The organism is Desulfovibrio sp. 6_1_46AFAA, assembly GCF_000224635.1.
Taxonomy (GTDB): Bacteria; Desulfobacterota; Desulfovibrionia; order Desulfovibrionales; family Desulfovibrionaceae; genus Desulfovibrio; species Desulfovibrio fairfieldensis.
Genome location: NZ_JH114302.1, coordinates 599,729 through 624,401, shown reverse-complemented (window position 1 = coordinate 624,401; position 24,673 = coordinate 599,729). Strand labels below are relative to the sequence as shown.

The window sequence follows — 24,673 nt, the reverse complement described above, 5'->3', positions numbered from 1 at the left end:
TTTTCGCCGGTGCGGGCACCGCGCCGACTGTGCATGCTAGCACGCGGCCCGGCCCACCCGCAAGACGAAGCATGGCCCGCTCACCAGTACGTTAACACATAAAATGCCCGCTTACGGCGAGTAAAGCCCGTCTGCTCGCATTTCGCGGCAAGGACTTGCAGACAAATCCTTGCCGGGCGGTGAGGCCGGTTCGGCATCCGACAAAAAAACAAAGTTTCAATGACGAGCGTCTGCCCGATAAGAGCCTATACGGCATAGCCGGAACCTAGAAACAACGCCTGACGCGGAAACCCCAAAACCGCTCCGCCGCCGCAAGGCCACGGCACTTGCTAAATCGGGGGGGAGTCATATAGTATGCAAAAAGGAGTGTGGATAACCACCCCGCGGCACGCTGTGCCGGATCGGACAACAACAGTTTTTTTGGAGGACTTATGTCACCGACTACCCGCAGTGTCGCGCAAAGCGGCGTAACCAGCGCCGTTTCCGCTTACATGCGTCAGGTCTACCAGTGGATGACGGCGGGCCTTGCCCTGACCACGGTGGTGGCCTACGGCGTGGCCAACTCGCCGGCCATCCGGGATGCCATTCTGGGCAACAGCCTGGTTATGATTCTTCTGATCGTGGCCCAATTCGGCATGGTCATCGCCCTTTCGGCCGCCATCCACAAAATGTCGGCGGGCACGGCCACCGGCCTCTTCCTGCTCTACTCGGCCCTGACCGGCGCCATGCTTTCGTCCATCTTCGTGATCTACCCCATCGCGTCCATTGCCAACGCCTTTCTGGTGACCACGGGCACTTTCCTGGCCATGTCGGTCTACGGCACGGTAACCAAGCGCGACCTCACGACCATGGGCAACTTCCTGTTCATGGGGCTCATCGGCATCATCATCGCCATGGTGGTGAACATCTTCCTCAAGAGCACCATGATGGACTTTATTATCAGCTGCCTGGGCGTGCTGATCTTCACCGGCCTGACCGCCTATGACACCCAGAAGCTGCGCCGCTTCGGCGAAGCCGCGCCTCTGGACGACGGCACGGCGGTGCGGCGCGGGGCCATCATGGGCGCGCTGACCCTTTACCTGGACTTTATCAACCTCTTCCTGATGATGCTGCGGCTTTTCGGCGGCAACCGCAACTGAGCCGCCTAAAGCATTTCAACGTTGAAAATGTTGAAATGCTCCGGCGGCCGCGTGAGCGGACGCCCGCGCCTGAAGCCAAGGTGGGAGCGCGTTCCCGCCGCGCGTCAGCCGTTGTCGCTGGGCGGCTTGCTTGAGCCGTTCACGGCGAAGCCGTGTTACGGATCAAGACAGCAGCGCTACGGAAGACGACAGCAACGATAGGCTGAAGGCAGAGTCAGCTTTGAAATTGGCACAATTTCAAAACGAATCTGCTCTAGAACGCGGGCTCGACGGATCTTGATTGCAATTCCGCCGGACCGCGGGGACTGTCTCCAAATGGATTTCCCGGTTTTCTTGCCGGAAAGCCGACAATATCGCACTTTGGAGATAAGCCCTGAACCTTTTTTCAGCCGCGCGGGGGCAAAAGGCGGAGCCTTTTGCCCCTTTTTTTTGAGCATGGCGCGGCCCATGGAAATAACGTGAAAAAGCAACATAAAAATATACGCCCTGCCGATCCCGCCGCCCTTCCCGGCAATGACGAACTGCTGGAACTTTTTGCCCGCGAATCCCGCCCCATGCGTCTGGACGGCCTGCTGCGCGCCACGGGTCTGCCGCGCCGGGCGAAAAAAGAACTTGAGGAAAACCTGGCGGATCTGGCCCGGCAGGGGCGTCTGGTGCGCCTGCGCGGCGGACTCTGGACCCGGCCCGAAAGCCTCAAAAGCCTGGTGGGCCGCTATCAGGCCCTGCGCAACGGCGGCGGCTTCGTCACCCCGCTGGCGGCCGAAAACGGCTCGCCCGCCGTGCGCGTGGCGGGAGGCAGGGACATTTTCATCCATCCCCTGCAAAGCAATGAGGCCTGGCATCAGGATCTGGTGAGGGTGGTGCTGGCTCCGGCTTCCTCGCGCTCCGGGCAGGGGCGCGGCGGACCGAACCCGGAAGGCCGTATTGTGGAAATCCTGGAGCGCCCGCAAAAGGAAATCCCCGTGCATCTGCACAGTCGCACGGGGCGGACCCTGTTCTGCCGCCCGGCGGACAGCCGCCTGGCCGTGGACTTCAGCGTGCCCCTGCCCGAGGGAACCGCCGTGCCTGAACAGGGCGCGCTTCTGCTGGTGGCCCCGGAAGAGCGTCTGGCTTCGGATCTCTGGCGCGCGCGCCTGATCGGCGCCTACGGCCGCGAAGACGACGTGGACGTGCAGGAGGAGCTGGTCAAGCTCAACCATGAGGTGCCGCGCGATTTTCCGCCCTCGGTCCTGGCCGAGGCGGCGGCCTTGCCCACGGCTCCCGGCGAGGCGGACCTGGCCGGGCGTGAGGATTTGCGCCATCTGCCCCTGGTGACCATTGACGGCGCGGACGCCCGCGACTTTGACGATGCCGTGCAGGTGGAGCGCAAGGGCAAGGGCTGGCTGCTGCGGGTGGCTATCGCCGACGTGAGCCATTACGTGCGGCCCGCTCCCGGCAAGGGGCACGCCAGCCTGGACGCCGAGGCCCTGGCGCGCGGCAACTCCTGGTATTTCCCCCGTTCCGTGGAACCCATGCTGCCCCCGGCCCTGTCCAACGGCCTGTGCAGCCTTAAACCCCAGGAAGACCGTCTGGCCGTGCTGGCGGAAATTCCCTTTTCACCCACAGGCCAGCCTGGCAAGGCGCGCTTCGCCCCGGCCGTGATGCGTTCCGCCGCGCGCCTGACCTACGACCAGGTCAAGGCCTGCCTGCTGGATCATGACGCCGAAGCTCTGGCCCGGCTGCGCGAGAACCCGCGCGGCGGGGACGTGCTGGCCATGCTGGAGGAGGCATTCCGGCTCTATACCGTGCTGCGCGAGGCCCGGCGGGAGCGCGGCAGTCTGGATTTCGATCTGCCCGAACCGGAATACACGTTTGACGCGGAGGGCCGGGTGCTCAAGATCGGCTTCCACCAGCGCCACGACGCCCACCGGCTCATCGAGGAATTCATGATCGCGGCCAACGAGGCCGTGGCCCGGCATCTGCGCGACGCCGGACTGCCCTTTTTGTACCGTGTGCATCCCCAGCCGGAGCCGGAGCGCCTGGAAAGCCTCTTTGAAACCCTTGCCGCCACGGCTTTGGAAACGATGCCCGCGGACAAGCAATCAGGAAAGCAGGCGGACGGGCGGCCCGATGCGGCGGCCATTCAGGGCATCCTCGCCGCGGCCCAAGGCACAGACCAGGAATTTCTGGTAAACCGCCTCTGCCTGCGGGCCATGCCCCAGGCCCGCTACCAGCCGGAAAACGAGGGGCATTTCGGCCTGGCCTCCCAGGCCTACTGCCACTTCACCTCGCCCATCCGCCGCTATGCGGACCTGCTGGTTCACCGGGCCTTGAAAACCTCGCTGGGACAGGCCGTCGGCCCCCTGCCCGCCGGACAGAAGCTGCTGCGCATCAGCGACCAGCTCAACCGGCGGGAGCGCGCCGCCGTGGACTGCGAACGCGAAATGGCCCGCCGCTTGGGCTGCCTGGCCCTGCGAGACCGCGAAGGGGAACGCTTTGCCGGCGTGGTTTCCGGAGTGACGGATTTCGGCCTGTTTGTGGAGCTCGCGGACATGCCCGTGGAAGGCATGATCCGCGTGGAAGACCTGGGCGACGACTGGTACGAGCTGGATTCCCGCAGCCAGTGCCTGCTGGGCCAGCGTTCCGGCCTGTGCTGGCGTCTGGGCCAGCGTCTGGACGTGCGTCTGGCCGAGGTGCACATGGGCCGCCTGGAAATCCGGCTCATGCCCCTGGAACTGCCCCGCGCAAACCGGGGCACGCGCGCACGCCGCAATGCGGGCGGGCGGACGCGAAGCGCGGCCCGCCCGGAGCGACGTGCTGAACAGACGCGCAAGAAGCAGACCCGGAACAAACCCGCCGACGCGGCACCGGACCGCAAGAGCCGGACGCGCGCCCGCACCGGACAGGAGACACGGACCGGGCGAAACGGGCAAAAGCAAAACGGCGCGCGCCCCAAACGGGGACGCTGATGGGCCTGCTCTCCTCCCGCCAGCACATGGGCGCGGCGGCCCTGATTCTGGCCGCCAGCACCATTCTTTCCCGGCTCATGGGCTTGATCCGGGACAAGGTCATTTCCTGGCAGTTCGGCGCGGGCGGTGAAGCGGACATGTATTTCGCGGCCTTTGTGGTGCCGGACATCATCAACTACCTGCTGGCCGGCGGCTTCATGTCCATCACCATCATTCCCCTGCTTTCCCACCGCTTTCAGGAGGACGAGGCCGACGCCTGGCGCTTTTTTTCCTGCGTGTTCTGCTGGGCCCTCACCGCCTCGCTGCTGCTCACGGGCGCGGGCATCCTGGCCGCCGAGCCCCTGGCCCGCCTGGTGGCCCCCGGCTTCTCGCCGGAGCAGTGGCAGAGGCTGGCCTTTTTCATGCGCATCATTCTGCCCGCCCAGGTCTTTTTTCTCTGTGGGGCCTGTCTCACGGCCCTGCTCTTCCTGCGGCGGCAGTTCAGCGTTCCGGCCCTGGCCCCGCTGGTCTACAACGGCTGCATCATCGCGGGCGGCCTGCTGCTGCCCCTGCTGGGAACGCGCCTCGGCATCAGCCAGGGCAACGGTTACGGCATGACTGGCTATTGCCTGGGCGTCACCGTGGGCGCGGCCCTGGGCACCTTTGCCCTGCCGTTGCGGGTGGCGGCCGCGGGCGGACTGCATCTGCGCCCGGTCTGGCGGCACAGGCTCATGGGCCGATTTTTGATCACGGCCCTGCCCCTGATGCTGGGACAGACCATCATCATGCTGGATGAGCAGTTTTTGCGCGTCTTCGGCAGTCTGGCCGGGGACGGCGTGGTCAGCCTGCTGAACTACGCGCGGCGCATTGCCCAGGTGCCGGTGGGTCTTATGGGACAGGCCGCCGCCGTGGCCTCCTATCCCTTTCTGGTCTCCCTGCTGACCAAGGGCGACACGGAACGCTTCGACCAGACCCTGCGCATGGCCCTGCGCGCGGGCCTGGGCCTGATCATCCCCTGCGCGCTCTGGATGATGGCCGCCGCCTGGCCCATTCTGGGCGTGATCTTCCAGGGCGGGCGCTTCGGCGCGGCAGAGACCATGGCCGCCGTGCCCCTGACCCGGATCATGCTGGCCTCGACTCCGCTCTGGATCGTCTACATGGTGCTGGTACGGGCCTACTACGCCCACGGCGACACCCTGACCCCGGCGGTCACGGGCACCATCATGACCCTGGCCTGCCTGCCGCTCTACTATTACTGGGCCGTGCCCCTGGGGGCCTGGGCCATCGCCGCCCTGTCCGGCGCGAGCGTGAGCCTTTATGTGCTCTGGCTGGTGGGGCTGTGGATCCGCCGCCACGGCGACGGGGCCTTTGCCGGGCTCTGCGGCCTGGGGCTGCGCGCCCTGGCCTGCTCTCTCCCCGGCGCGGGCGCGGCCTGGTGGCTGGCCGGGTACAGTCTCGCGCATCTGCCGCTGCCGCCCATTGCGGCGGCCTGCGCGGCTCTGGCCGTCAGCGGCCTGGCTTTTGCCCTGCTCTTCCTGCCTCTGGCCTGGTGGCTCGCGCCGTCCATTCTGGAACCCGTGCTGCGGCGGCTGCGGCGTTCCCCTTAGAGCCTGTTGACACTATAAAACAATTTACGATTGAAACGGCTGTCGATCCCCGTATGGCTCCGTTGTCGCCAACGGGGACAGCCCTTCGGGCTGCCTTCGGCCGCTTCGCCGCAATCCACGCCGCGTTGCTCTCGATGCCTGTACGCCCTTTGGGCTAGAGGCACGGCCCTACGGGCCGCCCGTCGGGTCGGTCTTCGCGACGCGCCTCACCATGTTCGGCGTTAGAGCAATTTTAAAGTGAAATCGCTCTAAAACAGCGCGCCGTGCCCCAGCCCTTGCACCAGGCGCAGCAGATCCCGGCCCATGAAAAACCAGACCGCCAGCGCAATGACCGCCAGAAAGCAGTATTCTCCCAGACTGCCCGTGGTGCAGAGCTTAAGGGAAAAACGTCCCTTGCGTGAAAAGGGCTGCAAGGGCACGCCCTGAGGCGTGAGCATGTCCAGGGCCACATGGGAAAGGCCGCCGAAAGCCAGCCCGGTCAGCGCGGCCCGTCCCAGCGGCGGCAGATGCCAGAACAGGGCCGCCAGAAACAGGGCCAGCCACCAGCCGAACCAATGCGTCGCGCCCCGGTGGATACGGTTGAAGACCTTCTGACGGCCGCGCCGCGTGGGGGCCAGACCGGCCAGGCGCTGGTCCAGCACGTCGGGCAGCACTGCGCCCACGCAGGCCGCCAGCACGCCTGCGGGCGGCAGATGCAGGGCCAGGGCCGCGCCCACGGCCGCCGCCTGATGGGTGATCCATTTCATGCGCTGTCCCGTGACCTACAGTATTTTGCGATTGAAATGTTATACATTTCAATCGGGAATTGCTCTATCGTGATCCGCTCGCCCGCAGGGCCAGATCGCGCGTATGCCGCAACAGCTCCGGGCCGCCGGGCTGCCCGTGGCCGGGAACCACAATGCGGGCATCGGGAAAGGCGGCCAGGGCCTTTTCCATAGTGCCCGGCCAGGCCCGCACGTCGGCGTCCTCAGTGTTGCCCAGATTGACGGTCTTGGCGTCCTTTGCCATGCAGCCCGGAAAAAGCAGATTTTCGGCGGGAATCCAGACAAAGATGCCGTCCGTGGAATGGCCGCCGCCCAGATAGACGTTGCGCACCTCCAGACCGTGCAGTTTGAGCGTCCGCTCGCTCGCGAAGCCGTGCTCCGGCAGGCACAGGCCCTTTTGCCGGGCAATGGCAATAGTGCCGTCGTAGGCGTAGGTCGGGATGCCCCGGCGGCGCACGGCGGGCAAGCCGCCCATGGCATCCTTGTGCCAATGGTTGGGCACGCAGGCCGTGACTCTGGCGTGCAGGACATTTTCTATCCAGTCCAGCAGGACTTCGGTCTGAGATTCGGTCCACGGCGTGTCAAAGAGAAAGGCTTCGCCCTTGTCCACCAGAATCAAACCATTGGCGGGCACCAGGCCGAACGGCGGCATCTCATAGCGGGATACGTGCATGTATACCCGCCCGGACAGCCGGACCACGTCCAGATCCTCCGCAACACGGGCCGACTCGCCGATTTCCTGCGCCGCAGTCTTTGCAGGGGACCAGCAACAGACAATCAGGGCCAGCACGACTGCCCCCAAAAACACTCGTACTTGTGTCATATTTTCCTCCATACCATGCCACATCATAAGACGCTTCCCCGGCGGACGGGGGTTTTTGTTCGCCGACAAGAAAGACAAGCAGCCCGGCGCGGGAACGTAGCCTAACTACGTGACCAAACCGGGCCGCGCCGTCTGACGCAGTCAGCGGGCAAAAAGACCGTCCGGCGCTAACCGCAGCGGGAAAACCCGCAGGCCGGGCAGATCAGGCAGCCTTCCTGAAAAACCAGGGGCTCGTTGCATTCGGGGCAGCGCTGCGCTTCCAGGTCGTTGACCTCCCCGATGTGCTCGTCTTTGAGATAGCGCTTTTCCAGAACCCAGGCGATGGCGTCCGGAATGGACAGCAGCAGGCCCTTGCCCCGGAAGACCGGGTGTTCGCCGCCGATGCCCTTGATCTGGGCCACCACGTCGCGCACATGGACGCCCGAGCGCAGCGCCAGGGACACCAGGCGGCCGATGGCCTCGGCCTTGGCCGTGATGGAACGGCCCGACTTGCCGATGGTGGCGAAGACCTCAAAGGGCTCGCCGCCCACCTCGTTGACGGTCAGGTACATGGCGCCCAGGCCGGTCTGCACCTTCTGGGTGAAGCCCTGCACGATGTCCGGGCGCTTGCGCACCGCAGCCTGGGCCCGGCCCGTCTGAACGGCGACCCGGCCGGATGGGGCGGCGGGTTCGCCGTCCATTTTTTTCTGGCCTTCGCCGGTGGCCAGCACCTGAATGCTCTTGCAGCCGTCACGGTACACCGTGACGCCCTTGCAGCCTTCCTTGTAGGCCAGCCAGTAGATGTCGAAAATGTCCTGCTCCGTGGCCGTGTTGGACAGGTTCACGGTCTTGGATACGGCATTGTCCGTGTGCCGCTGAAAAGCCGCCTGCATGCGCAAATGCCAGACCGGTTCGATATCCATGGCGGTCACAAAGACCTTGCGCAGTTTGGCGGGCAGAAAGTCCATGTCCTGGATGGAGCCCTTGGCCACCACGCTGTCCATGAGCTCGTGGCCGGCCAGGCCGGTGGCGGCCAGCGCGGCCTCGAAATAGGGATTGACCTCCACCAGGCGCTCGCCGTCCAGAATATTGCGGGTGAAGCAGAGCGCGAAGAGCGGCTCCACGCCGGAGGAGCAGCCCGCAATAATGGAGAGCGTGCCCGTGGGGGCGATGGTGGTCACCGTGGCGTTGCGGTAGGGGCCTTTTTTCGCCTTGGCGTAGGTGGAGGCGGGATAGGCCGGGAAGGGCCCGCGCTCCTTGGCGAGTTCGGCCGAGGCCTTGTGCCCTTCCTCCTGTACAAAGCCCATGACCCGTTCGGCCAGAGCAATGCCTTCCCGGGAATTGTACGGCACGCCCAGCTCAAAGAGCAGATCCGCGAAGCCCATGACGCCCAGGCCGATCTTGCGGTTTTTGCGCACGGTTTCGGCAATGCGGGGCAGCGGGAACAACGAGGCGTCAATGACGTTGTCCAGAAAACGCACGGAAAGATGCACCACGCGCCTGAGCTCCGCCCAGTCGATGCCGTCGCGGGCCGGGTCGGCGTCGTCGTTATGGCCGGGCAGATAGAAGCAGGCAAGATTGATGGAGCCCAGATTGCAGGCCTCAAAGGGCAGCAGGGGCTGCTCGCCGCAGGGGTTGGTGGATTCGATCTCGCCCTGGTCCGGAGTGGGATTGTCACGGTTGATGCGGTCCAGGAAGACGATGCCCGGATCGCCGGACTGCCAGGCTTTTTTGACCAGCAGGTCAAAGACGTCGCGGGCGCGCAGGCGGTCCACCACCTCGCCGGTGTTGGGCGCGCGCAGATCGTAGTGCTCGTCCTTTTCCACGGCCTGCATGAAGGCTTCGGTCAGGCCCACGGAAAGATTGAAGTTGTTGAATTCGCCCTCTTTTTCCTTGGCTCGGATGAAATCGAGAATGTCCGGATGGTCCACGCGCAGAATGCCCATGTTGGCGCCGCGCCGGGTGCCCCCCTGCTTGATCTGCTCCGTGGCGGTATTGAAAATGCGCAGGAAGGAGACGGGCCCGGAGGCCACGCCGCCGGTGGAACCCACCCGGCTTTCCTTGGGGCGCAGGCGCGAGAAGGAAAAGCCCGTTCCCCCGCCGGATTTGTGGATCATGGCCGCATACTTAACGGCGTCGAAAATTTCTTCAATGGAGTCGCCCACGGGCAGCACAAAACAGGCGGAGAGCTGGCCCAGATCCGTGCCCGCGTTCATCAGGGTGGGCGAATTGGGCAGGAACTTCCAGCCGGTCATCAGATCGTAAAAGTCGCGGGCCAGGGCTTCAGGCTCGCAGGAGGAGCGCTCGTATTTGCCTTCCTCCGCAGCGATGGCCGAAGCCACGCGCCAGAAGAGGTCGCGCGGGGTTTCCGAGAGTTTGCCGTCCAGGGATTTGCGCAGATAGCGCTTCTGCAGCACCACCTCGGTGTTGGGTTTCAATTGCGGCTGCGGCAGATTTTTGGGCATTGCGATCATCAGAGCATAAACCTTGGGATAGAAGTTGGACAAGGACACACCCTGCCTGCGGCAGGGGCGTGAACTTTGTTCATATACGCTTGGCGGGGCTGAAAAAAAAGCCTCCGAAAATCCGCATTCCCCGTATAACTATCTGTAATAACAAAATAATTTTTCAGAAAAAGTTCACGAAAAAATGCCGGGGCCGCGCCGCTCAAGGCTTTGCGGACGGCTGCGGACGCGGCCTGCGGACAATGCGCGCCCTGCTTTTGGCGTCGCGCGGCGCGTCCGGCGCGAGCCGCACGGGCAGCAGTCCGCCCGAGGCCAGGGCCTCGGCATCTTCCAGCAGGGCCAGCCCCTGAGCCGTGCAGGCATAGCGGCCCCTGCCCGCCAGGCCCGGCACCGGGAAAGGCGCGGAAAGCACTCTCGCAGGCAGGCCGGTCCCTTGCCCGGCGACGGGGGCGTTCTCCACGTCAGGGCCGAGCAGCAGAGGCGCCAGGGACAGGCCGCTCTTGGGCAGCCCGGCCTCGGTGGAGAGACGCAGCAGCCAGTCCGGCGCATCCCGGCTGTCAAAGGTGAAGTGGCACCAGGTCCGCCCGCCCTGCCCTGACAGCAGGGGACAGGCCGCGTTGTGCGGGCAGGGAGCCAGGGCCGCGAGCCCGCCTTCCAGGGCCAGGGCGCGCAGGCGCATGATGGTATTGCCGCCCAGGCGCGTGCCGGGTTCCACAAAGAGCAGGGCCGGGGCGGCCCGCGTGCCGCCGGAACACGATTCCTCACGACGGAACAGCAGGGGCGCGAAGGCCTCCAGCAGGCCGTCCAGGCGCTCGGCCAGCGGGCCGGACTGCCGGTCCCCGGCATCGGAACCGTCCGGGTCCTCCCCGTCCTCGTCCCAGGTCTGCCGTCCGCCCGCAGTCTTGCGGCCCGGCCGCAGCTCATTGAGCACATTGGCCGCCGTGATCAGCCAGGGACGGCACGGCCCCGCCCCGGCACGGCCCGCCAGCAGGGGGGCCGCCTGTCGGGCCAGGTTTTCCAGCGGTCCCTGCGCCGTGCGCACGGGCCAGGTTTTCCAGCCCAGGCACGCGCCCCAGGCCGCGAACAGGGCCTTGCCCAGTTCCGGGGGCCGGGCGGCACTGTCCAGGGCCAGCACCCGCACCGGGGCCTCCCGCCACTCCGGCCGGGCCAGCCAGAGGGCCAGGGGCAGGCTCAGGGGGCCGGAACCCGCGTCCAGCAGCAAGGCCTCGCCGCCCGCCGGGGCCAGAGCGCGCGGGTCGGGCAACGGCAGGGCCGCCAACAGCCGGGCCAGGCGCAGCAGATTCCAGGGCAGGAAATAATAGAGATAGGCGCTGACAAAAGCCGGGGAGCTCCAATAGGGATGCCGCAGATCCCGGCGTTCCGTGGTCAGCAGGCGCGACAGCGCGGCCACGTCCTCGGGCAGGGAGCGGCGGTGCGCGGCGTTCAGGGGCCAGACCTTGTGCAGGGCCTCGGGCAGGCGCTCCAGAGCCGTGCGCGCGTCCGCGTCCAGAGGCGGGAAGAGCGGCTCGGCCTGAGGCCAGGGAGACGGCGGCAGCGGGCGGCTTGGCACTGCGCGCTCCGTCCGGGCAGGGTGGGCGGGATGCGCGGGACGCGGCCCGTCCGGCTCGGTTCTTACGGAATGCCGGAACTCGGAATGTTTTTCTGCACGGGCGGCGGGCTCGCGGCGCTCCTTGCGAGGCGCGCGGCGAGGCGGGGCATCCGCTTTGTTCTTGCCGGATCGGGAGGGCGGGAACGCGGGGCGGCGGGGCATTCAGACTCCAAAGCGCATATGGCGCAGATAGGCGTGATGAAAATCCGGGTTTTCCACCAGGGGCAGCAGGCGGCCTCCGGCGCAGAGGCGGGCCAGTTCAGCGCCTTTGTCCGGATGCAGGGCCAGCAGGGCCGCGCCGTCCAGAGAGACATTGCCCACAGCCCGGATGCGGGAGCCGAGTCCGGAAGGCACAAAACCCAGTTGTTCCAGATTGTCGGCCCGCACATGCTCGCCCAGCGCACCGGCCAGGCACAACGCGGCCAGCTCGCGCGGCGGCACGCGGGCGGCCCGCAGCAGAGCGTCCAGAGCCAGGGCAAAGGCGGCCTTGACTTTGAGCAGCTCTTCCACATCGGCGGCGGCCAACCAGAGACCGCGCGGCAGATGCAGGCGCATGCGGCCATGCTCTTTTTGCAAACCGGCGGCCAGCTTACGGGCCAGAGGCATGGAAAATCCCGCGCGCCCATCGGCAAACAGGCCGGCGGCGTCCAGCAGCCCCACTTGCCGCAGCAGAGCGAGCAGCGAAAGATAACCGGTGGCGCTGATGCCGCGCGCGGGGCCAGACGTGGAGCCGGGTGCGCCGTCCGGCGAATGCGCCGCCAGTCCCGCCGGAGTCAGGCTGAAGTCCGTGACCACGCCGGGCCCGGCCAGTTGCCCGCATTCCGGGCCGATGCCCTCCAGAGCCGGACCCAGGGGCACGCTGGTCAGCAGAAGATCCCCCCGCGCCGTGACCAGGGCCAATTCGCCGTTGGTGCCCAGATCCGCCAGCACAAAGGGCCGGGGCGTTCGGGCCGCCAGCAGTGCCGCCAGGCCCGCGCTCACGTCGCCGCCCACAAAGGGCGCGGGCAGCGGCGGGATATAGACAGGCGGCAGACCCGACAGATGCGCGGTTTCGTGCCCGGCGTGGGCCGCGTGATAGGGCGCGGCGCAGAGGCCTTCCACATCGCGGTCCAGGAAAATGTCGGTCATGGCTGTATTGGCCGCCAAGCAGATGCGGACCACCGTGTTGCCCGAGGCGTGCAGGCCGTCCACAACGCGGCGCAACGCGGCGCGGACCAGCCCGGCCAGACGGGCGCGGCCTTCCGGCTCGCGGGCCACGGCCAGGCGGGACATGACATCCGCTCCGGCCCCGGCCTGGGGATTGAGAAAGTGTCCCTGGGCAACTGCCGCGCCGGAATCCGTCTCCAGAGCGCGCCAGTACACGGAAGTGGTACCCAGATCCACGGCCAGCGCCAGTTTCCGTCCCGCCTCCGCGCCCAGGGCGTTCCCCGGCGAAACCTCGTCGACTTCCGCCGCGAAATCCTCCGGCGGCAGTTCCAGCTCCAGAACGCTGCCCGGCCCGGAAGCGGGCCCGGTAGCGGGCGCATCGGGGACCTGGCGGCGACAGGCCAGCCGCCAGCCCGCTTCCAGCTCCCGCGCTGAAAAAACCGCCTCCTCGGCGGGCAGGGGCAAGGGCGCATCCTGCGGGAAGCGCAGGCGGCAGCGGCCACAACGGCCCAGCCCGCCGCAGAGCGGCAGGGGTCGCAGCTTCCCGGAAAGCCAGAGGGCACGGGAAAGACTTTCTCCGGCCGGAGCTTCAATGTCCACGCACGGCGCGGAAATTTGCGGGGCCGTACCGCCGACGGCGGTACCCTCCGCAGCGGGAGAAAGGCGCAATTTCATGCCGCCTACCCTGCCCCAAGGCCGCCGCAATGGCAAGCCGCGCCGCAAACGGCACCGAGTGCGCTTAGGCCCTGTTGCCGCCCACGGCTCTGGTCAGGGCCTCCAGATCGCCTTCCACGGGCTCGGCAAAGGCCAGGCCCGCCTGCGGGCCGTCCGCCCACATGACCCTGGCTTCCCGCCCGGCGAGGACCGCGTCAAAGGGACCGGCCTCCGCGTGCAGAACAATGGTCTCCCCGCCCTCCAGCCCGGCGGGAGCGTTAAAACAGAGGCGCGCGCCCGATCGGCTGACATCCAGCAGCACGGCCTCAATCTTCCGTCCGCTGAAGGAAACATGCATATTATAGGGATCGCGCAACTGGAAACGGGGCTCCGCGCGGCGCTCGCTGCGCATGCCGTCGATGATCTTTTTCAGTTCGCCGGAAAGCGCGCTCAAGTCCCGCACATGCCCGTCGGAAGCCTGCATATTGTCCGTGGTGTCGCGGGCCTTGCCGCTGATGCTCTTGATGCTCTCCAGCATGCGCCCGCCCGCGGCGGCCTGCTCTTCCGTGGCTTTGGCGATGCCCGCCACCGTGTCGGCCACCTGCCGCGACACGTCGAGAATGCGGTTCAGCCGCTCCCCGGAACTGTCGGCCAGTTGCGTGGTCTGGCGGGTCAATTCCACGGCACGCTCCGTAGCCGCGCTGCCCGCGTCCACGCCCTGCCGGATGGCCCGCACCGCCGCCGCCACATCCGTGGTGGCCTGCATGGTTTTTTCCGCCAGCTTGCGCACCTCGTCGGCCACCACCGCGAAACCGCGCCCGGCCTCGCCCGCGCGCGCCGCCTCAATGGCCGCGTTGAGCGCCAGCAGATTGGTCTGATCGGCCACGTCGGTGATCAGCTCAAGAATGCGGCCGATGCCTGCGGCATGCGCGCCCAGTTCCCCCATGCCTTCGGCCACGGCGGCGGTCTGTTCGGCCACCCTGGCGATGCAGGCGATGGTTTCGCGCACCACCTCCACGCCGCTGCCGGCCTCTTCCTCCGCGCTTTTGCTGTCGCCTGCGGCCCGACCGGCTCCGGCCGCCACCTCGCTCATGATCTCGACCATGCTGCGAATGCCGTCAGCCGCGGCCAGAGAGGCCTGAGCCTGTTCCTCAGCCATATCGCCGGTGGTGCGCAACTGTCCGCTGAGCTTTTCAAAGGCCCGCGCCTGGCGGCCCGAAATATCCCGCGCCTCGTCGGCGGACTGGTAGATGCGCTCATTCAGGGCCGCGATGCGTTCCTGCTGGGCGTGAATATCGGTCAGATCCCGGTGCAGGGTGAAGCAGCCGATCAGGGTGCCGTCCAGGTCCCAGAGCGGGGAAACGTCCATGGCCACGCGCTTGACCTGCCCCTTGAAATTCTCGCGCGTGACTTCGTAATTCAAAATTTCGTGCCGTTCGCCCATGACCTGGTCGCAGAGCGTTTCCCGGTGAGGATCAGCGTAAAAAAACTCGCCGGCGTTTCTGCCGAGGTAGTCTTCCGGACTGCCGGAATGCCCCCAACAGGCCAGCATGGCCCGGTTCACGTAGATCAGGCGGCAATCCACGTCAAAAGCGGCGAACGGCAGGGTGATGCCCCGCATGATGCCCTGGGACATGCCCAGCTTTTCCTTGATATGCCCCACCATAATATTAAAGGCTTCGGCCAGCTGCCCCACCTCGTCGGCCTGGCGGATGGGCACGTTGCTGAACTCCCCTTGGGCCACGCGGCCCGCGTGGTCCTTCAACCTGGCCAGGGGCGCGGAAATGCCCCGAATCAACAGCCAGAGCGCCAGGCAGCAGCCCAGCACGGTAAGCGTGCCGAGGCCCATATCCAGCATGGTGGTCATATGGATTTTGGCGCGCAGTTTTTCCACCGTCCCGGCAAAGGACGTATTGATCTCGCCCCGGGCCTCGGTAAGAATTTCCTGCACCTGCTTGAGCAACGGCATGGTGACGTCTTCAAACAGGCGGCGGGCCTGGGCGCTGTCGCCGCGTTCCATGGCGGCCTTGAGCCGTACGGCGGAATCATGCAGAGCCAGATGGACGGCCCCGAGCTTCTGAAAAAGCGGTTCCAGCGCGGGCAGTTCCCGCTCCAGACCGGCCTTGCCGGGGCCGTAGAACCAATGGCCGAATGCGCACGTATGCCCGTCCAGCGAGGCCTCCAACGTGGTTTCGCCGTTATCGAGCAGATAGCTCTGCACGCGGGACGCCCACTGCAAGTGAGCCACTTCAGCGGCCAGAAGCATGGTGTCCTGCCGGGGACGGCTCAGGATATCGGCCTCGCCCCCGATCAGCCGCAATTCCCGGATATTGAGCAGCATGAAGGCCACGACAACGAGCATGCCCAATAAAAAAATGACGACGAGTTTCTTTTTTATGGAAATATCATTCAAGCGCATGCGGCCTCCCGTATTTTCCCGGCCGGTCACCGTCAGAGCAACGGATCGCTTGTCCGGGACGGGTCTGTTTTCTGTTCGCGGATTGTCCGGGCGCGGGGCTTCAAGCCCGTGCCGTCGCTGGGCATGACTTCACCCTCTCACGATGCCCGGAAAGGCATTCCTTTAACCGGAGTACTATAGCTCACATACCATAGCAAGTTATTGTGTAGGCTGGCAGCATGAAAATACAGCCCCATTTGGCTGAAGCCATTGCTGAAGTCATTGAAATACTGCGCAAAGAAAAAGGCATGACCAAATCTTCCCTGGCGGATTTCGCCTGTCTTGAACGGCGCTACTTACGGGAAATCGAACAGAGGACCAAAAAACCGACCGTCAACGCCGTTTATTCCATCTGCGAAGCCCTGCAAGTGCATCCTTTGGAATTCTTTCAAAGAGTCACAGCCGAAATGGAGAAACTGAAGGGGAAATGTGACGGAAAATCAAAATAGCAACCATATTACGTCACATCAGAACCGAAAAATCTGAATAGTCACCTAATTCAGTTTCACACAAGCAGGATACTTGACTATATATTGCGCGTGAGGAAATGACAATGCGCCATATCCTATAAGGATACTATGCTTTAGCGTTTATGGAATCATTCATATCCTGATATTCGGCAGCGGTATATGATCAGCAGCAATAATGATACATTATAGCGCACGCTAATATCTGTTCAATAAAATATAGACAAATGGAATCAGCATATAAAATAGTCAGATAGGCAAAAGAGCCTTCCCGGCCCGGCCCCCATGTCGGGCTTCTGACAAGAAACGGAACGCGATGACGGACGCGGCGCGCGGCGGCCCTGTTCCGAAGGCCTTGTCAATCTGGCCTTTTTTTTGCATCTTTTTTCGGAACAGGCGGTTCCGGCCGCGACAGGCGGCAAAGGCCAGGCGCAAACGCGTTTGCATTGCTGCCTGACCCGAATAAAAATATCCGCATTTTCGGTGCGCATACCGGAAGCGGGAGTTTCGAGGTCCATATGAACAAAGTTCTGGCGCAAGACGAAGTGGATGCCCTGCTGCGCGGGCTTTCCGGCGGCGAGATCGAAAACGAACCGGAAGTGCCGGAAGACGATTCCGGCATTGTGGCCTTTGATCTCGCCAATCAGGACCGTATCATCCGCGGCCGCATGCCGGTGCTGGAAATCGTCAACGACCGTTTCGCCCGGCTCTGCACCAATGCCCTGTCCAACGCCGTGCGCAAACGTGTGGAGCTGAACCCCATTTCCATCGACATGACCAAGTTCGGGGAATTCATGCGCTCCCTGCCCGTGCCCACGTCCATCAACATCTTCAAGATGGACCCCTTGCGCGGTAACGCCATCATGGTGGTGGACTCGCGTCTGGTCTTCGCCCTGGTGGAAAACGTCTTCGGCGGCGCGGGCACCCAGCCCAAGATCGAAGGCCGCGAATTCACGCGCATCGAACAGGCCGTGGTGGACAAAATCGTCAAGATCGCCCTGGACAATATGGAGGAATCCTGGCGGCCCGTGCATGACGTCAAACTGGAACTGGTGCGCAGCGAAATCAACCCCCAGTTCGCGGCCATCGTGCCGCCCAGCGACGTGGTGGTGGTCATCACCTTTGAGGTGGAGCTGGATACGGCCTTGGGCTCCATGATCATCTGCCTGCCATATGCCACCATTGAACCCATCCGTTCCAAACTGCACGCCAGCTTCCAGACCGAACGCCTGGAAGTGGACCACGCCTGGGTGGCGCGCCTCAAGGAGAGGCTCTTGGAAACCCCGGTGGAACTCAAAGTGCATTACGGCAACACCACCATCACCGGCAATCAGCTCCTGCGCATGCAGGTGGGCGACGTGCTGGTGCTGGACACCGACGTGGAGGACCTGCTCACCTGCACGGTGGCCGGTGTGGGCAAATACCAGGGTATCGCGGGCACGGTCAAAGCCATGAAGGCCTTTCAGATCATCAAGGAAAACGAACCGCAGTATACATAAAACGGCGTTTCCGGCCGAAAGAGCGCGTCTTCCGGAACCGCCACCCGCGCCCCGTCACTTCAACTGGCCGGAGCGCATCATCAACTTGATCCGGTTGATCTGATTCACTTCGCTCGTGCCCGGATCATAATCCAGGGCAATGATGTTGGCCTCGGGATAGCGCCGTTTCAGCTCCTTGAGCAGGCCTTTGCCCGTAATGTGGTTGGGCAGGCAGCCGAAAGGCTGCATGCAGAGAATATTGTTGACCCCCGCCTCCAGCATCCGAACCATTTCCGCGCCCAGCAGCCAGCCTTCGCCGGTCTGGTGCCCCAGGGAAATCAGATCCTTGGTTTTTTTCCGCAGTTCGTGAAAACGCACCGGCGTGCTGAAGCGCTTGCTGCGCCGAAAGCCGATGCGCATGCCCAGCCGGGTGAACTCCAGAAAGGCGATTCCGGCCAGGGCCGCGCGGGAATCCTTTTTGGAGCCCGCCAAGTGTTTGTAATTGAAGACGTGGTCATAGAAGTTGTAGAGGACAAAATCCATAAGGTCCGTGACCACCGCCTCGCCGCCCTCCTCTTCCACGATTCCGGCGGCATTGTTGTTGGCGTCCGGATGGTACTTGAGCAGGATTTCGCCCACCAGGCCCACGCGCGGCTTGCGCTCCTCGGTCAGCAGGGGCAGACGGTCAAACTCCCGGATCATGGAAAGCATGTTCAGCTCAAAACGCGGAATGTTTCCTGAGACGATATTTTTCCTCGCTTTCTCCGCCCAGAGCGCGGCCAGGGCCTCCGCGCTTCCTGTCTCCCTTTCGTAGGGCCGCACCCGATGGGTCATGCGCAACAGCGCGTCACCGTAGTGCCCGGCCATGATCATCCGGCGCAGCATCTTGCCTGTCAGCCTGATGCCCGGGGCATCCGCCTGGATGCTGGTGGAAAAGGAAACAATGGGAATATGCTCCAGACCGGCGTCCAACAGGGCTTTGCGCAGAAAACCGATGTAATTGGTGGCCCGGCAGCCGCCGCCGGTCTGCGAGATCACCAGCGCCACCTTGTCCGGATCATAGGCGCCGCTTTTGACTGCGGCCAGCAACTGCCCCACCACCACGATGGCCGGAAAGCAGGCGTCATTGTTCACATGGCGCAGCCCCAGCTCAATGGCCGCCCTGTCCACATGGGACAACTGCACGGCCGTGTAGCCTTCGGAGGCGAACACCGCTTCCGCGAACTGGAAATGCAGGGGGGACATCTGGGGCACCAGCAAGGTATGCGTTTCGCGCATGTCTCTGGTAAAGACCGGCGGCGGCCCTCCCGCCATCACGGCGCGGCAGGTCTGCTTTTCCCGGCGTTCGCGCATGGCCGCCAGCAGCGAGCGGATGCGAATGCGCGCCGGGCCGAGGTTCGCGCCCTCGTCGATCTTGATCTGGGCATACAGACGCCCCCGCAGGGTGACGATTTCTTCCAGCTGGTCCGAGGTGATGGCGTCCAGGCCGCAGCCGAACGAGACCAGCTGCAACACGGCCAGGTTGTCCACCGTGGCCGCATAGGCACCGGCCCGGTACAGGCGCGAATGGTAGGCCCACTGGTCCACCACCCGCAACGGGCCCGGGTCCGGCATCAGATGCGCTACGGAATCCTCGGTCAACACGGCCAGACCGCAGGAGGCCACCAGCTCGGCCACGCCGTGGTGCACCTCCGGGTCCGTATGGTAGGGATGCCCGGCCAGAACGATTCCCATCTTGCCCGCAGCCGTCAGCTCCGCCAGGGCGGCTTCGCCCGCCTCGCGCATTTCCCGGTGGAAATTGTCCATCTCCTCAAAGCCCGCGCGCACGGCCTCTTCCAGTTCGGCCAGGGGAATGCCCGAAAAGAAGGGAATGTCGCGCATGCGCTTGGCAAGCACCTTTCTGTCCAGAGGCAGAAACTGATGGATAAAAGTTATGCCGCGCTCCTCAAGAGCGCTGATATTGCGCGCCAACAGTTCAGGATAGCCGATGACCACCGGACAGTTGAAGGTGCCGGCATCTGATCCGGCGTTTTTCTGCTCGTGCGGCAGGCAGGGAAAAAAGATGGTGGTGAGCCCTTGCTCCACCAGGTCCAGCACATGGCCGTGCGAGAGTTTCGCCGGGTAACAGACGGTCTGCGAGGGAATCGTGTCATAACCGCCGTAATATATTTCCTTGGACGACGGAGAGGAGAGAACCACCCGAAAGCCCAGCCTGGTAAACAAGGTGAACCAGAGCGGATAGTTTTCAAAAATGTTCAGCGCGCGGGGAATGCCGATGGAGCCGCGCCAAGCCTCCCGCGCTGCCAGCGGCGTATAGGGTTCGAACAGGCGCTTGTACTTGTAGGCATAGAGATTGGGGCAGCGCGAGGGTTCCGTTTCCGCGCCGCGCTCGCAGCGGTTGCCGGAGATGAAGCGCCGCTTGTCCGCAAAGGTGGTGATGGTCAAAAGGCAGGCGTTGGTGCAGCGGCGGCAGCGGGTCGCGGCCGTGCGCACGGAAAACGTCTTGAGTTCTTCCGGGCCGATCAGGCTGGTTTTTGCACCCATCGGCCCGCGCCTTTCGGCGATCAGGGCCGCGCCGAAAGCCCCCATCAGCCCGGAAATGGAGGGGCGCTTGACCGGACGCCCCAGCTCCAGCTCCAGGGCCCGCAGCAGGGCGTCGTTGGCGAAAGCGCCGCCCTGGGCGACCAGGTATTCGCCCAACTCGGCCACATTGGCGATCTTCATCACCTTGAAGCAGGCGTTGCGCACCACGGCGTAGGAAAGGCCGGCCGCAATGTCGCCTATTTTCGCCCCTTCTTTCTGGGCCTGCTTGACCTTGGAATTCATGAACACCGTGCAGCGGGTGCCCAGATCCACGGGCGACCCGGCATACAGCGCCTCGTTCACAAAGTCCGCCAGCGGCATGTTCAGGGACTCCGCAAAATTCTCGATAAAAGAACCGCATCCGGCCGAGCAGGCTTCATTGAGATTGATCCTGTCAATGACGCCGTTGCGGATGCGCATGCATTTGATGTCCTGGCCGCCGATGTCCAGAATGAACGAGACGCGCGGCTCGAAAAAGGCGGCCGCCGTGAAGTGCGCCACGGTCTCCACTTCATCAATGTCCAGGCGCAACGCCGCCGTCAGCAGGGCGCTGCCGTAGCCCGTGGCCGCCGCCGCTCTGATGACGAGATCCGGATGCTTGCGGGCGTAAATGTCTTTGAGCACGCCGAGAGCCGCGGTCAGGGGGTCGCCCTTGTTGGAATCATAAAAGGAGTAGAGCAGATTGCCGTCGGCATCCAGCAAGGCGGCCTTGATGGTGGTGGAGCCGCAGTCAAAACCCAGCCAGGCGTCGCCCACGGCGCTTTCCAGATCCCGCCGCGTCACCCGGCTTCCGGCATGCCGCGCCGTAAAGGCCCTTCGCTCCGCCTCGGAGGCGAACAGGGGCGGCAGCCTGCCGTAGGTCTGCGGCGCGCTGCGTTTTTCCAGTACGGTCAGGCAGTCCTGAAAAGACATTTCCCGCGGGGCCATGTTCAGCGCATGGTAGGCCGCGCCGAGGGCCACGAAAAAATGCCCGTCATCCGGAAAAACAGCCTCGGTCATGTCCTTGAGCATGGCCGTGAAACGCTCCCGCAACGAGTGCAAAAAAAACAGCGGACCGCCGAGAAAAACGACCTTGCCCTTGATGGCCCTGCCGCGCGCCAGGCCGCCGATGGTCTGGTTGACCACCGCCTGCATGATGGAGGCGGCAATGTCCTCGCGCGCGCAGCCCTCGTTGAGCAGGGGAAGAATGTCGGTTTTGGCGAAAACCCCGCAGCGCGAGGCAATGGGATAGATGGTCGCGCAGTTCCGGGCCAGCCGGTCCAGACCGGCGGCGTCCGTGCCGATGAAGGCCGCCATCTGGTCAATAAACGCGCCCGTGCCTCCAGCGCAGGTTTCATTCATGCGCTGCTCAAGGCCGCCGGTCAGAAAGGTCAGCTTGGCGTCCTCGCCGCCCAGCTCGATAATCGCGTCGGCATCGGGAATTTTTTTTCTGATGGCCAGATTTGAGGCCAGCACTTCCTGAATGAAGGGCAGCCCCAGCTCGTCGGCCAAGGAAATGCCGCCGGAGCCGGTGATGCTCATGCGGCAGGCCGTATCGCCCCCGAAAGCCGCGATCTCGCGCACAAGGCGCGCCGCGCATTCCCTGACCTCGGAATAGTGCCGCGTGTATTTGCTGAAAAGAATGTTCTCCGCCGGGTCCATGACAACCGTTTTAACGGTGGTGGAGCCGATATCGAGACCGACATGGTATATTGCTGGAGGCTGCATGGAGCGCTCAGACCTGACCTTTCATACGTATATAGTACACATTTAGATAGTGACAGACAGCATCCTATGCACTATCAATTCAAAAATAAAGGTATTCATATAGGGGGGAAAAGCTGCCGGAGTGTCCTCTGGGCACAAGCCGACAAGCGGATAAGAGCGACAAGACGGCTCAAGCCCGTGCCGGAACATGAGCACGCGCTGCAATGGGAAGGGGGAATCAGTCACAACTCCGGCAATGCGAATCACAGGGCAGACATCGGAGCCGTCGCCACAGACGGTCAACGGCAATTCCGGGGTGATACTGGTACAGGGAAGCGCGACAGGAGAAAGTGCCGCGCGGGCCGCACAACAATAAAAACAGATGTAGGTTAGGAGCTGTTTCTAAATTAGGATTTTCATTCTCTGCCAAGGAAGACGAGTCCTGGGCGAGGAGCATATTCAAACAGATTCGACCTCCGCACGGGGCGAGCCTGACGCAGGCAGAGGGCTAAAGGACAATTTAAAAACAGCTCCCAGAGCAGTCAACACGTTAAATGCTCTACAGCTGCGCCGGGAGTTAAGCATTTTCACCTTGAACATGCCCTCGCCTGCCCACATTCCGCCTGCTACTGTCCCCGGATCCAGTAGGTTTCAAAACCGTCTTCCAGCCAGCCGTCCTCCACATTGCTGAAACCCGCCTGCTTGAAAAGCTGGCGGTACTCGTCGCGGGTGCGCCGCCAGCCCCAGAACTGCTGGCGGCGGATGCCCAGATAATGCAGGACGCCGCGAATGACGATCTTGATGGCATTGACGAAGCTGCCGATAAAGGAATCCTCTTCCAGCAACGAGGCGGACAGGCAGACCAGCTCGCCGCCGGGCGCCAGTTGGGCGCGCAGTTCCTCCAGCAAATGGGTGAGCTCGCGGGTGGGAATGCCGTAATCCACCGTAGAAAGATAAATCATGTCGTACTGCACGTCCGAGGGCAGGCAGGCCGGGGGCAGGCCGATGTAGATGCGCTCCGCCGGGATCTGCCGCCTGAGCCACTTCATGCCCACGGTGCTGGGTTCGTTGACGTGCAGTTCCAGTTCGGGCATTTCCTCCAGGAGCTCTTTTTCCATATAGCCCACACCGCTGCCGATGGAGAGCACGCGCAACGGCCCGGCCCGGCCCGGTTCCTGGGCCAGCTTGGCGCGCAACTGACCGGCCAGCCAGCGGGCGTCCTTGCGCTTGTTGGCGCGCCAGACCGAGGGCAGGTCGTCCCAATCCTTGTAGCGGCGGAACAACTCCTCGTAAAACGTGGCGTAGAACTTGGGTTCCGCCAGATGGAAAAACGAAATGTGCGAGAACGCCGTGAACGGAATTCCCTGCCAGCTTTCCTGATAAAAACGCCGCACTCTTACGCCTCCCGGATCAGAAGAACAACGCGCAAAGACAAGGGTCTCCGGCGGTTGCCCGACATAGAACACTATAGCTCAAGCTTCGGCGCGGCGCAATGTCCCGGCGCGCTGCGGCGGACTTCCGGCCTTTACCGCGCACCCGTCTTCCGGCATGCTGTCCCCCGGAGCAGGTTCGCTTTAAAAATATTCATGTTCAAAGAGGCTTGTCATGAACGGCACAATGACGGCACTGGTCTGGCGCGGCGCGGGCGAACTGCGCCTGGAAAAACGCCCCCTCCCCCACATTCAGGACCCGCGCGACGCCATTGTGCGGGTGACACTGTCCAGCATCTGCGCCAGCGATCTGCATATCCGCGACGGCGCGGTGCCGCGCGCCCGGCCCGGCGTCATTCTGGGCCACGAATTTGTGGGCGAGGTGGTCGAGATCGGCCCCGAGGTGCGCAAAGTCCGGCCCGGCATGCGGGTAGCGGCCAATGTGGAAACCTTCTGCGGCTCCTGTTTCTTCTGCCGTCACGATTATGTGAACAACTGCGAGCAGGGCGGCTGGGAACTGGGCTGCCGCATTGACGGCTGCCAGACCGAATATGTGCGCGTGCCCTTTGCGGACAACGGCCTCAACCCCATCCCCACGGACCTGACCGACGAGGAGGTCATTTTTGTGGGCGACGTGCTCTCCAGCGGTTATTTCGGCGTGGAACTGGCCGAGATCCGCCCCGGCGACACGGTGGCCGTGCTCGGGGCCGGACCTGTGGGCCTCTGCGCCATGGCCTGCGCCCGCCTGTTCGGCGCGGGCCGGATCATTGCCGTGGATCTTCTGGAAAGCCGTTTATGTCTGGCCAGGGCCCAGGGCTGGGCCGACGACGCGATAAACGCCGCCACGGAAGATGTGGAGGCCCGCGTGCGTGAACTCAGCGCGGGCAAAGGCGCGGATGCCGTGATCGAAGCCGCCGGGGGCGGAGATACCTTTCAGACGGCCTGGAAAATCGCCCGGCCCCACGCCTGTGTGGCCGTGGTAGCCATGTATGCCGAGGACCAGAGCCTGCCCTTGCACCGGATGTACGGCAAAAACCTCATTTTCAAGACCGGCGGGGTGGATGCCGTGCACTGTGACCGCCTGATCCGGCTTATCGCCGAAGGCAGACTGGACATGCGTCCCCTGATTACCCACCGGCTGCCCCTGGAGCGCATTCTGGAAGGCTACGACATTTTTGAACGTAAGAGCGACGGCTGCATCAAATGCGTGGTCACGCCCGCAACAGCGGATCAGGCATTCAGTCTCTTTGAGTAATGGTATAAGCCAACTTAGAACAATTTCACTTTGAAATTTATAAAATTTCAAAGTGAATCTGCTCCAGGAAGAGAAATTCATAAAACTAAACAGGTTTGACTCTGGGGTTTGTAAGGGGGCGATGATGCAGAGAGAGAGAGAGAGAGAGAGAGAGAGAGAGAGAGAGAGAGAGACGACCGGACGATCTCCGCTCTCGCCGTCGG

At 63.8% G+C, this 24,673-nt stretch carries 14 protein-coding genes; 6 read left to right on the top strand and 8 right to left on the bottom strand.

What is annotated here, in order from left to right; translation table 11 throughout:
• Nucleotides 1-431 precede the first annotated feature (431 nt).
• The 3 genes from HMPREF1022_RS09375 to murJ all read left to right on the top strand — a co-directional run bounded on the left by HMPREF1022_RS09375 (nt 432) and on the right by murJ (nt 5,673).
• Entirely contained in the window at nt 432-1,139 is a 708-nt protein-coding gene (locus HMPREF1022_RS09375; RefSeq protein ID WP_008681841.1) for a Bax inhibitor-1/YccA family protein, read from the top strand.
• Nucleotides 1,140-1,597: 458 nt separating this feature from the next.
• Entirely contained in the window at nt 1,598-4,087 is a 2,490-nt protein-coding gene (rnr, locus tag HMPREF1022_RS09370) for a ribonuclease R (RefSeq protein WP_009302901.1), read from the top strand.
• Nucleotides 4,087-5,673, top strand: coding sequence for a murein biosynthesis integral membrane protein MurJ (gene murJ, locus HMPREF1022_RS09365; RefSeq protein WP_009302900.1), 1,587 nt, complete (start codon nt 4,087-4,089; stop codon nt 5,671-5,673). The genes rnr and murJ overlap by 1 nt, the downstream gene beginning before the upstream one ends.
• A gap of 248 nt (nt 5,674-5,921) precedes the next feature.
• On the opposite strand, the gene HMPREF1022_RS09360 is transcribed toward murJ, so the two are convergent.
• From HMPREF1022_RS09360 to HMPREF1022_RS16615, 6 genes are all read right to left on the bottom strand, one after another.
• The gene (locus HMPREF1022_RS09360) at nt 5,922-6,419 is read right to left on the bottom strand and encodes a metal-dependent hydrolase (protein WP_009302899.1); all 498 of its coding nucleotides are present in this window, start codon (nt 6,417-6,419) and stop codon (nt 5,922-5,924) included.
• A gap of 64 nt (nt 6,420-6,483) precedes the next feature.
• Nucleotides 6,484-7,260 carry a subclass B1 metallo-beta-lactamase gene (gene bla / locus HMPREF1022_RS09355; RefSeq protein ID WP_009302898.1) on the bottom strand — a complete coding sequence of 259 codons (777 nt, stop codon included), beginning with the start codon at nt 7,258-7,260 and terminating at the stop codon, nt 6,484-6,486.
• Between the two features lie 167 nt (nt 7,261-7,427).
• Nucleotides 7,428-9,713: a vitamin B12-dependent ribonucleotide reductase gene (locus HMPREF1022_RS09350; protein ID WP_035061348.1), complete on the bottom strand. Its 2,286-nt coding sequence runs from the start codon at nt 9,711-9,713 to the stop codon at nt 7,428-7,430.
• 193 nt (nt 9,714-9,906) lie between these two features.
• Nucleotides 9,907-11,274 (bottom strand): small ribosomal subunit Rsm22 family protein, encoded by a 1,368-nt coding sequence (locus tag HMPREF1022_RS09345; protein ID WP_050801261.1) that lies wholly within the window; start codon nt 11,272-11,274, stop codon nt 9,907-9,909.
• Between the two features lie 201 nt (nt 11,275-11,475).
• Nucleotides 11,476-13,134, bottom strand: a complete 1,659-nt coding sequence (locus HMPREF1022_RS09340; protein WP_009302895.1) for an ASKHA domain-containing protein — start codon at nt 13,132-13,134, stop codon at nt 11,476-11,478.
• A gap of 64 nt (nt 13,135-13,198) precedes the next feature.
• Nucleotides 13,199-15,532, bottom strand: coding sequence for a methyl-accepting chemotaxis protein (locus tag HMPREF1022_RS16615; RefSeq protein WP_009302894.1), 2,334 nt, complete (start codon nt 15,530-15,532; stop codon nt 13,199-13,201).
• 218 nt (nt 15,533-15,750) lie between these two features.
• Between HMPREF1022_RS16615 and HMPREF1022_RS09330 the strand changes: the two genes are divergently transcribed.
• Both HMPREF1022_RS09330 and fliM read left to right on the top strand, forming a co-directional pair.
• Entirely contained in the window at nt 15,751-16,020 is a 270-nt protein-coding gene (locus tag HMPREF1022_RS09330) for a helix-turn-helix domain-containing protein (RefSeq protein WP_008681853.1), read from the top strand.
• A gap of 536 nt (nt 16,021-16,556) precedes the next feature.
• Nucleotides 16,557-17,537, top strand: coding sequence for a flagellar motor switch protein FliM (fliM, locus tag HMPREF1022_RS09320; protein ID WP_008681854.1), 981 nt, complete (start codon nt 16,557-16,559; stop codon nt 17,535-17,537).
• 54 nt (nt 17,538-17,591) lie between these two features.
• Here the strand turns inward: fliM and HMPREF1022_RS09315 are convergent, their stop codons facing one another.
• Both HMPREF1022_RS09315 and HMPREF1022_RS09310 read right to left on the bottom strand, forming a co-directional pair.
• A complete protein-coding gene (locus HMPREF1022_RS09315; protein ID WP_008681855.1) occupies nt 17,592-21,806 on the bottom strand; it encodes an acyl-CoA dehydratase activase-related protein in 4,215 nt (1,404 codons plus the stop codon).
• A 605-nt stretch (nt 21,807-22,411) separates the two neighbouring features.
• The gene (locus HMPREF1022_RS09310) at nt 22,412-23,179 is read right to left on the bottom strand and encodes a methyltransferase domain-containing protein (protein WP_008681856.1); all 768 of its coding nucleotides are present in this window, start codon (nt 23,177-23,179) and stop codon (nt 22,412-22,414) included.
• A 211-nt stretch (nt 23,180-23,390) separates the two neighbouring features.
• Here HMPREF1022_RS09310 and HMPREF1022_RS09305 point away from each other — a divergent pair, with 211 nt between their 5' ends.
• The gene (locus HMPREF1022_RS09305; RefSeq protein ID WP_008681857.1) at nt 23,391-24,470 is read left to right on the top strand and encodes an alcohol dehydrogenase; all 1,080 of its coding nucleotides are present in this window, start codon (nt 23,391-23,393) and stop codon (nt 24,468-24,470) included.
• Nucleotides 24,471-24,673: the final 203 nt, after the last annotated feature.